The organism is Rahnella sp. 1L-D-7-B-C2 (genome assembly GCF_057290995.1).
Window position 1 is genome coordinate 748,053 of record NZ_JBXAVQ010000001.1, and the last position, 13,192, is coordinate 761,244.

Genomic DNA, 13,192 nt, shown 5'->3' on the forward strand with positions numbered 1-13,192 from the left:
AGGGATGCAAATAGGGTCTTATGACATTCATTCACCCATGATCGTTGGTGGGGATATGAGTGAAGCTGAAGCTTTCGGTGCCGCCGTCTGGTTATGGATGCACTCGGCTCAGCATCGCGACTTGCCTCTGCATGCGCTGCCGACGGTGCTTCTGCCAATCATAAAACGACAACAGTATGCCCTGGTCAGCCGCGACGCCAGGCCGCTGTTTTTCTTAAGCTGGATGTGGCTGGACGATATTGCCGAGCAGCGCTACCTGACACAACCGGCGATCAGCGTGCAGGATCGTGACTGGGCCAGCGGCGAACGTATGTGGATCCGTGACTGGATTGCGCCTTTTGGCGACACGATGGCCATGCGTCGCCTTGTTTGCAATACCCTTTTTCCCGAACGCTGCTTCCGGGCGCTTTATCACCGCGGGGCTGAAAAAGGCCAGCGGGTCATCAATTTCAAAGGCGACCGTGTCAGTCATCAGCAGGCCAGAGCCTGGCGTGATGCACACCCGCTGTCTGTCCCTGTTATCGAAATGCCAGTAAGGACGCTGTCATGAATAAGAATCTCTACCGTATTGTTTTCAACAAAGCGCGCGGCCTGCTGATGGTCGTGGCGGATATTGCCGGTGCAGGCAGGGCAGGCGCGTCGTCGTCTTCATCCGGGACCGGTCATACCCTCAGCCAGCTGATTGGTAAGGTTCATGGCGTGAGTTTTGCCTTACTGCTGGCACTTGGTGCGATCCAGCCGGTGCAGGCGGGTGTCGTCGCCGATGGTAGTGCGCCGGGCGGCCAGCAACCCACCATTATTAACAGCGCCAACGGCACGCCGCAGGTCAATATCCAGACCCCCAGCGCGGCCGGTGTTTCACGCAATGTCTACAGCCAGTTCGATGTGGATAAAAAAGGCGTGGTGCTCAATAACTCACACGCCAACACCCAATCGCAAATTGCCGGGATGGTTAATGGCAATCCGTGGCTGGCAAAAGGCGAAGCGAAGGTCATTCTCAATGAGGTGAATGCACGCGACCCCAGCCAGCTCAACGGTTTTATTGAAGTCGCCGGGCGAAAGGCGCAGGTGGTGATTGCCAACCCCTCGGGCATTACCTGTAACGGCTGCGGCTTTATTAACGCGAACCGCGCCACGCTGACCACCGGTCAGGTGCAGATGAGTAATGGCCAGCTGACGGGATACAACGTTGACCGGGGCGAAATTGTTATTCAGGGCAACGGGCTCGATAGCAGCCAGCAGGACAGTACTGATCTGATTTCCCGCGCCGTTAAAGTGAACGCCGGTATCTGGGCGAAGGAACTGAACGTGACGACCGGGCGTAATCAGGTCGATGCTTCGCACCAGCGCATTGATAAAAAAGCGGATGACGGCAGCGTCCGCCCACAACTGGCCGTTGACGTTTCGCAGCTTGGCGGCATGTATGCCAACAAAATTCGCCTGATGGGGACGGAATCCGGCGTCGGCGTTCACAATGCCGGTGCGCTGGGCGCGTCGGCCGGTGATGTGGTGGTCAATGCAGACGGCACGCTGACCAACAGCGGCGCAATTAATGCGTCGCAAAATATCCAGCTGGCCGCATCGGCGACGGTGGATAACCAGGGCAAAGTTTATGCGGCAGGCAATACGGATATCACAAGCCAGGCAAGCCTCAGTAACACCGGCCTTATTGCCGCAGGCGCAGACACCCGAATTTCGGCAGGCAATATTAACAGCGGCGCGCAGAGCGTGCTCGCGGCCGGTGTCGCCAGCGACGGCAAGCTGGCATCGTCCGGGAATGTAACGCTGACCAGCCGTGGTGAATTAAAGGCCGGCGGGAAAAATATGGCCGGTGGTCAGTTGAACGCCAGTGCCACGTCTGTCGATCTCAGCGGCAGCCAGACCTATGGCGACACGATTACGTTGCAGGCCAGCACCGGTGATATCAGCACAGCGAATGGCAATCTTTCCGCCACGCATCAGCTGACAGCCAGCACGCGGGGAACGCTCAACAACGACGGCGGGAAAATTGTCGCCGACCAGCTTAACCTGACTGCGAACCGCCTTTCTAACCAGAAAGGCACGCTGCAGCAACTGGGGCAACAGGACCTGCAGCTCTCGCATGCCGGGGGGATTAACAACCGTGAAGGCACACTCGCCAGTAACAGCAAAAATCTGACCTTAACCAGCGCCACGCTGGACAACCAGCAGGGAACAATTTTGCATGCCGGAGACGGCCAGCTGACGGTTAACACCGGCCAGATGGACGGCGCACAGGGCACGTTGGTCAGCAACGGTGCATTAGGCCTGAACGGTTCGGCCCTGAACCTTGATAATGCGGTGACGCAGGCAGCAGGAATTACGCTGAATGCTAATACGGTTTCACACCACTCAGGTCAGATGACGCAAAGCGGCAGCGGGCCGATGAATCTGAACGTCACCGGCCTGTTCGATAACCTGGGCGGTGCTGTCACCTCAAAAGGCGCATTGTCCCTTAGCGCCGCGCAGCTGAATAACCAGCAAGGGCGGCTGATTGCATCTGACCAGAATAACCTGCAACTGACGCTCGACGGTACACTCAACAACAGCGCTGGCATTATTGCCGCCGGAGGGAATTTAACCTCACTGAGCGGCGCGGTGGATAACAGCGGCGGCCTGATCCAGTCAGGGGCTGAGTTAAATCTTAACAGCCGGGGCGCAGTCGTACTCAATGCTGACAGCAGTGCTCAGGGCGGTATTATCAGCGCGGGCAGCATGCAGCTTGCGACGGGTGACATTGATAACCACAACGGGCAAATTGCGGCGCAATCGCTGACGGCCACCACCGGCAATGTGAATAATCAGGCGGGGAAATGGCTGGCCGATAAAACTATTTCCCTGAGCAGCGGCGCGCTCAACAATCAGGGGGGCTTACTGCAGTCCGGCGAAGTATTAACGCTTAATACCCACGGCCAGCGCATCGATAACACCTCATCGGGGCAAATTGTAGCTTCGGGGAGGTTATCGGTTAACAGCGGCGAATTCGACAATCAAAGCGGCAAAGTTGTGGCTGGCAGCGATACCTCGCTGCAAACGTCTTTGCTCAATAATAATGGCGGTCAGATCTCCGCACTGGGCGATCTTTCACTGACCAACCACGGCCTGCAAAACAACGACGGCGGGCTTATTCAGAGCGCTAAAAATCTGCTGATGGATACGCAGGGGGCAACCCTGAGTAACAACCGCAGCGGCAGCGCGGGCGGCATCACCAGTCAGGGCAATCTGACCGTAAAAGCCGGTGCGCTGGACAACCAGCAAGGCGCGATGATTGGCAACGGGCAAATGACTCTCAGTGCGGAGAACGTGAATAATCAGCAGGGTCAGATTGTGGCGCTGGGCGATATCGTTGCCATGAGCCACGCGCTGGACAATCAATGGGGCACATTACAGTCCGGGCAAAACGTCCAGTGGAATACGCAGGGTTTTACGCTGGATAATCGGGGCGGCACGCTGAGCGCACAGGACACTCTGACCCTCGACAGTGCCAGCCTCAATAACCAGCAGGGCTTGCTGGCATCCGGCGGTGCAATGTCACTCACCACTGCCGCTTTCGATAACAGCCAGCAAGGGCAAGTTGCCAGCAAAGGTGCACTGAGTCTTACGGCAGGCGATATTAATAACCAGCAGGGGCAAATCCAGTCACTGGGGGATATGGTCCTCAGCGCGGCGCAATCGGTGATTGATAACGGTGCAGGGCTCATTCAAGGTGCGGCCAATGTCACCCTCAACGCAGTACAAGTGCTCAATCAAAATACCCGTGCCGCAGGGCTGGGGATCCAGGGCAACACGCTGACTCTCAATGGCACCGATCTGGACAACAGTAACGGGCAAATGCTGGCCGATGACGGCCTTAATCTGAACCTCGGCGGCGTACTCAATAACAGCACCGGCCTGCTCAGTTCGCAAAACAATCTGGACGCACAGGCTCAGCAAATTATTAACAGCGCCGGGGATATTGAGGCGGGCAAACTTATCCGCCTGTCCGGCGACGCAATGACCGGCGACGGTAAACTCTTATCGCTGGGCGACCTGACCCTCAATCTGGCGCAAGACTTCCTCAACACCGGCAGCATCCAGGCCAACAACAATCTGAGTCTGACGACACAAGGCGATCTCACCAACCAGTCATTGATCCAGGCTGGCAGCGCCCTCACCTTGTCGGCAAACAACATCTTCAATGGCGCGGCGGCAGAAATCAACGCAGGCACCACGCAGGTGAATGCGGCGCAGACGGTCACCAACTACGGGCTTATTGACGGTTTTTACACCCGCATCAACGGACAGACCGTCAGTAATATCGGCAGCGGGCGCATCTACGGGGACGCGCTGGCCATTGGCACCGGCACGCTGAACAACCTGGCGGAGAATGGGCAGGCAGCAACTATTGCGGCACGGCAGCGGCTGGATATCGGCGCGACGACCATCAATAACCGCGATCACGCACTGATCTACAGCGACGGGCTGATGGCCGTCGGCGGCGCACTCAATGGTGATTATCAGGCCACCGGTCAGGCCACGACGCTGAACAACCACAGCGCAACCCTCGAATCTGCGGGTAACATGGCGTTGAACATTGCCAACATTAACAATATCAATGACCACTTCTCACTGGAGAATGTGCTGGTTTCTCAGGAAGACATTTCTGAGTACGAGGTCTCTCGTCTGAAAAATGGCGTGCGCTATAACGACAAAGATTACACCATCTACATCTATCAGGATGAGGTTAATATTCTTTGTATTGAAGGTGTTATCTGTCATACCACCGACGGTGACCGCTTCACCCACTACGCCTACACCCGCACCATCACGGAAGACCGGGTCAAAGAGACTGACCCGGCGAAGATCATTTCCGGTGGCAACCTCAGCATCAATGCCGAAAATGTACTTAACGATAAGAGTCAGATTGTGGCCGGCGGCGCACTGGCACTTCAGGGGACTACCGTTAATAACGTGGAGGTCGAAGCAAACCGGCAGACAAACGATGTGGGTAAAGCGATTTTTTATTCCCGTCATCAAAGCAAAGGCGGCGACTCGTCAAAAGTTGATACCAGAGATTATGCCCCGCCGACGGTGATCCAGGCCATCACCCTTAAACCCAGCACGGTGCAGGAATATACTCAGGGGCAAGGCAGTGGTCTGAGCGTTTCGGATCACCAGAGCGTAGATATTAACGGCAATATTCAAAGTGCAGACAGTCTGAATATTATGCAGAATGCCGGGCCGAACGCGGGTAGCCTGCAGTCTGTACCATCGGGTGCTATTACCCTGCCCGCCGGTAAAACATTCGAAGTGAAAACCGGGAGTTCGGAAAGCGTTGTTCGCGCCATCGGGCCAAACACCCGCCTGCCGGATAACAGCCTGTTTCGCACGCATCCGGAAAGCACCAGCCCCTATCTGGTGGAAACCGATCCGCGCTTTACTGACCAGAAAAAATGGCTGGGCTCCGATTACATGATGGATGCCTTTACCAGCAATACTGACAATGTGCTTAAACGTCTGGGCGACGGGTATTATGAGCAGCGCCTTATCCGCGAACAAGTCATTGCCCTGACGGGACAGCGCTATCTTAAGGGTGCGCAAAATGATGAGGAGCAGTACAAAGCGTTGATGAACGAAGGTATCGCCTTTGGTCAAAAATATAACCTGACGTTGGGCGTGGCGCTGACCGCCGAACAGATGAGCCATATGACCGGCGACATGGTCTGGATGGTCGCGCAAACCGTCCGTCTTTCCGATGGCAGCACGCAACAGGTGCTGGTTCCGCAGGTGTACGCCATGGTTCAGGCGGGCGATGTGGATGGCAGCGGCGCACTGCTGGCCGGTAAAAATGTCAGTCTGAACCTGAGCGGCGATCTGACCAACAGCGGCCGGATCACCGGACAGCAAAACACCCAAATCCTGGCGGACAATATCAATAATCTGGGCGGGCTTATCCAGGGGAATGATGTCGCCGTGCAGGCGCGCACCGACATCAACAACGTGGGCGGCATGTTCTCGGGCAACGAGAGTCTGTCCGTTCTTGCCGGTCGCGACATTAACGCCCTCACCACCACGCGCAGCGCAGAGAGTGCCGGTGGCGATTTTGCCCGCAACACCATTGACCGCGTGGCCGGTTTCTACGTTCAGCAACCGGATGGCACCCTCGCGTTGCAGGCCGGTCGCGATGTCAACCTGACGGGTGCGCAGGTTATCAATAGTGGCGATGGAGGCATGACGTCCGTTGTGGCAGGCCGTGACCTCAATCTGAACACGGTGACCACCGGCAGCACGGATAACCTCAACTGGGGCGATAACTGGCTGCACCAGTCCACCCGCCAGCAGGTGGGCAGTGAGGTGATAGGCGCGGGTGATGTACAAATGGTCGCCGGACATAATGTGAATGTGACGGCGGGTAATATCTCCGCCGGCCAGCAGCTCAGCGTGGCCGCAGGCAATGACATCAGCATTCAGCACGGCACCGATACTGAGACCTTCGATCAGCATTATAAAGCCACGGGCAGCAGCAGCCTGGGCTCGAAAACCACCACCGAAGTGCGGGACAGCTTCAATAACCAGACCGCCAGCGGCAGCCAGCTGAGCGGAGACAGCGTAAACGTGAAAGCTGGGCATGACCTGACCGTCACCGGCAGCAACGTGGTCGGTACACAGGATGTCAGCCTTGCCGCAGGCAACGACCTAAACATTCAGGCTGCGACCACTGAGCAGCAGGAATCACACCTCTACAGCGAGAAAAAATCGGGCCTTTCCGGCACCGGTGGCATAGGCGTGAGCGTAGGAACCAACAGCCTGAAAACCACCGACGATGGCAAAACCCTGAGCAGCACGGGCAGCACCGTCGGCAGCACGCAGGGCAATGTTAACCTGACGGCCGGTAACGGCCTGACCGTGAAAGGCTCAGACGTGCTGGCAGGAAAAGACCTGAGCCTGACCGGTAAAGACGTGAACATTCTGGCGGCAGATAACCAGAGTTCGCAGACGCACACGGTGGAGCAAAAACAGAGCGGCCTGACCCTCGCCCTTTCCGGTACGGTGGGCAGCGCGATTAATACGGCGGTGTCGAGCGCCAACGATGCCAGTACGGAAAGCAGCGGTCGTCTGGCCGCCCTGCAGGGAATGAAATCGGCGCTCAGCGGCGTACAGGCCGCGCAGGCGGCCTCTCTGGCTGAAGCGGGCGGCAGTGAAGGCAGCATGATAGGTGTCAACCTCTCTTACGGCAGCCAGTCGTCAAAATCAACGCAGACCAGCGCGCAGAACCAGAGCCAGGGCAGCACACTGACGGCGGGCAATAACCTTAACATTCACGCGACCGGAACCGACATTAACGTTCAGGGCAGCCAGCTGCAGGCCGGGAAAGATGTGGACCTGAGCGCCGTGCGGGACGTGAACCTTTACTCCGGGCTGAACAGCCAGACGCTTGAAGGCAAAAATGAAAGCCACGGTGCGTCGGTAGGCGTGGGCATCAACTTCGGTCAGGGGGCCAATGGCCTGTCGCTGAACGCCAGCGCCAATAAAGGCAAAGGCTCTGAGACCGGCAACGGCACCAGCCATGATGAGACCACCGTCAACGCCGGGAATAACCTGACCATCAGCAGCGGTCGCGACACGACGCTGACCGGCGCGCAGGTCAGCGGTGAGAACGTGACGATGGACGTGGGGCGTAACCTGACCCTGACCAGCGAGCAGGATACCGACAACTACGACTCGAAGCAGCAGAACGCCAGCGCAGGCGGCAGTGTGAGCATGAGCGGCGGCAGCGGTTCGCTTAACCTGAGCCAGGACAAAATGCACAGCACGTACGAGAGCGTGCAGGAGCAGACGGGTATCTTTGCCGGTAAGGGCGGCTTTGATATCACCGTCGGTGAGCACTCGCAGCTTAACGGCGCGGTTATCGGCTCGACGGCGAATGCCAGCCTGAACAAACTCGACACCGGCACGTTAGGGTTCAGCGATATCCACAACAGCGCCGAATATGAAGTCGAACATCAAAGCGTGGGGATGAGCTCGGGTGGCAACATCGGCGGGCAGTTCGTGGGGAACATGGCCAACGGCCTGCTGGTGGGCGTTAACGGCAGCGGAAGCGACAGCTCAACAACGAAATCAGCGGTGAGTGAAGGCACGATAACCATCCGCGATAAGAACAATCAGAAGCAAGACGTGGGTGAGCTCAGCCGCGACGTCGAGCACGCCAACCAGACCCTCTCCCCTATCTTTGATAAAGAGAAGGAGCAGAACCGGCTGAAAGAGGCGCAAGCTATTGGCGAAATCGGCAGTCAGGTAATGGATATTGCGCGGACGCAGGGTGATATCAACGGGCTGACGGAGGCGAAAAAGGCGCATCCTGAGATGTCCGCCGACGAACTGCGCAAGACCGACGTCTACAAAGCCGAAATGGCGAAATACGGCACCGGCAGTGCCATTCAACAAGGGTTGCAGGCCGCGACGGCGGCGATACAGGGGCTCGCGGGCGGTGATTTAGCGAAAGCGATTGCGGGCGGGAGTGCGCCGTATCTGGCGGAAGTGATTAAGCAGGTTGCGCCGGATGAATCCAGTCGTGTGATGGCTCATGCGGTGGTTGCCGGTGCATTAGCAGCTGCACAGGGCAACTCAGCCGCCGCAGGAGCAGCAGGCGCTGCGACGACAGCCTTGATGGGCGAAGCGATAAAAAATGCGCTGTATGGTGATATCCCTGTCAGCCAACTGAGCGAAGAGCAAAAACAAACGCTGGTTACGCTGGGCACCGCTGCGGCAGCGCTGGCAGGCGGTATGACCGGCGGCAGTTCAGCAGATGCCATGGCGGGTGCGCAGGCAGGTCAGAACGAAATCAGCAATAATATGGCGGGTATCGGGCTGATCCAGCAAATGACGGCGCATGCCATCATGAGCTCAGCGGCCATGGCAGAAGCAGGCAGCCAAAATCCAGATGACCAGACGGCACTGGCGCTGACAAAAGCCGCGAAACAGGGGCTGAGTGCAGCATGTCTGGCAAATACCAGTTGTGTGATGATGGCGATCATTGAGGCGCAGAATCAGCCCAAAGCACCGAGTAACACCGGTGGTGACCAGACCGCGGATCAATCTCCAAAGAATACAGGTGGAGATCAGCAGGTTGATCCGAGTATCAGTCATACTGGTAATAATCAGCCGTCAGAACAGGATTCAACGAATACCGGTAATACTGATGGCGCACCGGATGTGGGGGGGAATACTACAACGACGCCGATTGCGGAGCAGAATCCGGATGATTTGGCTTATCTTGCCGGTGGCAAGGATAACCGATTACCCATTCCTGAACCTACCGTAGCGAATAATGGATTAACAGTTGAATCTAATACCAAGCACACACCGGGTGCACAAGGGTTCCGGCCGAGTGCCGGTATTGAGCCAAGGAATTCTTTAGAACTATTTGGTAATTCAATATCAGTTGATGGAAATAAAGCTCGTTATAGTATGGGTATTGATGGCTCTATCCATCGCTTCTTCCCTGATAATGTAGGAACCTATCATTGGTCAGGAAGTACTGGTGATTCAAAGAACCCAATGCAGCTCGACAATAAAACAAAGGCTCAATTACGTAAGCAAGAAGGATGGAGGATTAAATGATAATTGGTAATCCGTATCAAATTGCCATACAGCTGGAACAACTTGATTTTCTATGTTCCCCTAGTGGGATTTTTAATTTCATTATCAATGACTTAATCATTCCAGGGAAGGGGGTGGCAATAGATTTTTATATTGTGATTTCCTCATTAAAAGATAGTTTGGAATCGGGTCTTAGAAAGCAACTCCCTGATATAGGAAGTACATCTATTGAAGAAATGAATTTTTCAGAAGGAGAGCCCAAAAACTTAATATCGTTAGATGGTGCAGAATTACATGACTACGGTTGTATTTTTTGGTTAGGATTTGACGGTGATGAAGATCGTTTAATTTATTCAGTAGATTTTGAAAAAAGTTATTGCGAAAACCGCTTCCCTAAAGGAACAGTCGAAGGGTTAATTAGAGATTTGCCTTCAGCCGATAGATTAGTAATGCAGAAATGTGATGGTTTTATAATCACGAAAATTAAATAGTTTATCAGCGTGCCTACTCACCGGTTGGTTTGTGCTAAACCCAGATGTTCCAGTTGGTTACCTTTGATGGTGAGTTGCGAGGTAGGGTTCGGTCTGCCGCCGTTGGGGCGTTCGCAGACGCATACGGTGGAACAAAAACAGAGCGGCCTGACGCTGGCCCTTTCCGGTGCGGTGGGCAGCGCGATTAATACGGCGGTGTCGAGCGCCAACGATGCCAGTACGGAAAGCAGCGGTCGTCTGGCCGCCCTGCAGGGAATGAAATCGGCGCTCAGCGGCGTGCAGGCCGCGCAGGCGGCCTCTCTGGCTGAAGCGGGCGGCAGTGAAGGCAGCATGATAGGCGTCAACCTCTCTTACGGCAGCCAGTCGTCAAAATCAACGCAGACCAGCACGCAGAACCAGAGCCAGGGCAGCCAGCTTACGGCGGGCAATAACCTTAACATTCACGCGACCGGAACCGACATTAACGTTCAGGGCAGCCAGCTGCAGGCCGGGAAAGATGTGGACCTGAGCGCCGCGCGGGACGTGAACCTTTACTCCGGGCTGAACAGCCAGACGCTTGAAGGCAAAAATGAAAGCCACGGTGCGTCGGTAGGCGTGGGCATCAACTTCGGTCAGGGGGCCAATGGCCTGTCGCTGAACGCCAGCGCCAATAAAGGCAAAGGCTCTGAGACCGGCAACGGCACCAGCCATGATGAGACCACCGTCAACGCCGGGAATAACCTGACCATCAGCAGCGGTCGCGACACGACGCTGACCGGCGCGCAGGTCAGCGGTGAGAACGTGACGATGGACGTGGGCAGTAACCTGACCCTGACCAGCGAGCAGGATACCGACAACTACGACTCGAATCAGCAGAACGCCAGCGCGGGCGGCAGTGTGAGCATGAGCGGCGGCAGCGGTTCGCTTAACCTGAGCCAGGACAAAATGCACAGCACGTACGAGAGCGTGCAGGAGCAAACGGGTATCTTCGCCGGTAAGGGCGGCTTTGATATCACCGTCGGTGAGCACTCGCAGCTTAACGGTGCGGTTATCGGCTCGACGGCGGATACCAGCCTGAACAAACTCGACACAGGCACGTTAGGGTTCAGCGATATCCATAACAGCGCCGAATATGAAGTCGAACATCAAAGCGTGGGGATGAGCTCGGGGGGCAACATCGGCGGGCAGTTCGTGGGGAACATGGCCAACGGCCTGCTGGTGGGCGTTAACGGCAGCGGAAGCGACAGCTCAACAACGAAATCAGCGGTGAGTGAAGGCACGATAACCATCCGCGATAAGGACAATCAGAAGCGAGACGTGGGTGAGCTGAGCCGCGACGTCGAGCACGCCAACCAGACCCTCTCCCCTATCTTTGATAAAGAGAAGGAGCAAAACCGGCTGAAAGAGGCGCAAGCTATTGGCGAAATCGGCAGTCAGGTAATGGATATTGCGCGTACGCAGGGTGATATCAACGGGCTGACGGAGGCGAAAAAGGCGCATCCTGAGATGTCCGCCGACGAACTGCGCAAGACCGACGTCTACAAAGCAGAGATGTCGAAATACGGCACCGGCAGCGCCATTCAACAAGGGTTGCAGGCCGCGACTGCGGCGATACAGGGGCTCGCGGGCGGTGATTTAGCGAAAGCGATTGCGGGCGGGAGTGCGCCGTATCTGGCGGAAGTGATTAAGCAGGTTGCGCCGGATGAATCCAGTCGTGTGATGGCTCATGCGGTGGTTGCCGGTGCATTAGCAGCTGCACAGGGCAACTCAGCCGCCGCAGGAGCAGCAGGCGCTGCGACGACAGCCTTGATGGGCGAAGCGATAAAAAATGCGCTGTATGGTGATATCCCTGTCAGCCAACTGAGCGAAGAGCAAAAACAAACGCTGGTTACGCTGGGCACCGCAGCAGCAGGGCTGGCAGGCGGCCTGACCGGCGGAAGTTCAGCCGATGCGATGGCGGGTGCGCAGGCAGGACAGAACGAAATCAGTAATAATATGGCGGGTATCGGTGCGATTCAGCAGATGCAGGCATGGGCACTGATGAACTCGGCAGCCGCAGCAGAAGCAGGCAGCGTAAACCCGAATGACCAGGCGGCACTGGCGCTGACGAAGGCCGCGAAACAAGGACTGAGCGCGGGTTGCCTGGCGAATGACGCTTGCGTGATAATGGCGATAATAGCAGCGCAGAGCCAGTCTGACTCGGATAAAGGCAGTGCGCCGAATATAGGAAAAGATCTGACTGATGCAGATAAAGCGGAGCTGGGTGGAACGGGTTCAGGAACGCCGGGCGGTTGGGGGCCGGAGGATGAGGAGAAGGCTAGGAGTAGTGAATCTTCTGTTAATCCCGAAAATCGAGCGAAGTATGAAAAATATGTCGATTCTCTACGTGCATCAATGGAAAAGCCAAATGTTCAGGATGAGAATCTTGGTAATATAATCGACGATCTCTATCGGCCAAACGCTAAGATCGGAAGTGGAAGCACTGCTGATGCGGTCAGATACGAAATAGCCACAGGAGAAAAAGTCGGCGGAAGGGGGCATGTTGAGAAAGCGGAAACTTATTCAAAAGCCTTACAAGACTGGTTGAATAAAAACCCACAGGCTTCTACAAGTGATAAGGCTGCTGCGGAGAACGTTCTGAAAGACATGCAAAATGCTCTTAAGGGTAAATAATGACAAAGTTAATAAATGATTATGTAGGCGTATTTACTCAGCGATCAGATCATATAAAAAATGCAGTTAATCGATGTGTAGAATATTGGTTGCCTGAACAAGCACCGTTAATCTTACTGTTTTCCACTATAGGTAAGGTACTTGTAAAGCAGCTTGATGCGCTTAACGATGATGAGAAAACGTTCTTATTCCAACATATTGAAGATGGTATGTGTTCGAATGAAGATGAGTTAGCCACCGCCGTAGCGACTGGTTTAGTTGAATCTCTAGTGACTGCATCTGATGGAAATGATGAATTATGGAAAGATATCGAACAGCATTTAGGAAGCGAATCTAATAAGCATGCCATTGCTTGGAAAAACTTCGGACAATAAATACAAATCCCGGCCCTCGAGCCGGGATTTTACTTTGTAGCCTCAGACGTTCAGCTCAGCCCTGATAACTAAACAGCC

The 13,192-nt window shown here is 55.5% G+C and carries 4 protein-coding genes and 1 pseudogene; all 5 read left to right on the forward strand.

Features of this window, described 5'->3' with window-relative positions; all coding sequences use genetic code 11:
• Nucleotides 1-4: 4 nt before the first annotated feature.
• The 5 genes and pseudogenes from AC0Z7K_RS03360 (at nucleotide 5) to AC0Z7K_RS03380 (ending at nucleotide 13,114) form a co-directional block, all read left to right on the forward strand.
• Nucleotides 5-550: a toxin-activating lysine-acyltransferase gene (locus AC0Z7K_RS03360; protein WP_485612778.1), complete on the forward strand. Its 546-nt coding sequence runs from the start codon at nucleotides 5-7 to the stop codon at nucleotides 548-550.
• Nucleotides 547-9,618: a hemagglutinin repeat-containing protein gene (locus AC0Z7K_RS03365; RefSeq protein WP_485612779.1), complete on the forward strand. Its 9,072-nt coding sequence runs from the start codon at nucleotides 547-549 to the stop codon at nucleotides 9,616-9,618. The genes AC0Z7K_RS03360 and AC0Z7K_RS03365 overlap by 4 nt, the downstream gene beginning before the upstream one ends.
• Nucleotides 9,615-10,088, forward strand: coding sequence for an Imm42 family immunity protein (locus AC0Z7K_RS03370; protein WP_485612781.1), 474 nt, complete (start codon nucleotides 9,615-9,617; stop codon nucleotides 10,086-10,088). The genes AC0Z7K_RS03365 and AC0Z7K_RS03370 overlap by 4 nt, the downstream gene beginning before the upstream one ends.
• A gap of 114 nt (nucleotides 10,089-10,202) precedes the next feature.
• Nucleotides 10,203-12,062 (forward strand): annotated as a pseudogene (locus AC0Z7K_RS03375) (hemagglutinin repeat-containing protein); the annotation flags it as partial.
• A 677-nt stretch (nucleotides 12,063-12,739) separates the two neighbouring features.
• Nucleotides 12,740-13,114, forward strand: a complete 375-nt coding sequence (locus tag AC0Z7K_RS03380; protein WP_485612782.1) for a hypothetical protein — start codon at nucleotides 12,740-12,742, stop codon at nucleotides 13,112-13,114.
• Nucleotides 13,115-13,192: the final 78 nt, after the last annotated feature.

Coding starts and splice junctions, on each gene's coding strand:
- AC0Z7K_RS03360 (WP_485612778.1), top strand. CDS start 5: ATGCAAATAGGGTCTTATGACATTCATTCACCCATGATCGTTGGTGGG.
- AC0Z7K_RS03365 (WP_485612779.1), top strand. CDS start 547: ATGAATAAGAATCTCTACCGTATTGTTTTCAACAAAGCGCGCGGCCTG.
- AC0Z7K_RS03370 (WP_485612781.1), top strand. CDS start 9,615: ATGATAATTGGTAATCCGTATCAAATTGCCATACAGCTGGAACAACTT.
- AC0Z7K_RS03380 (WP_485612782.1), top strand. CDS start 12,740: ATGACAAAGTTAATAAATGATTATGTAGGCGTATTTACTCAGCGATCA.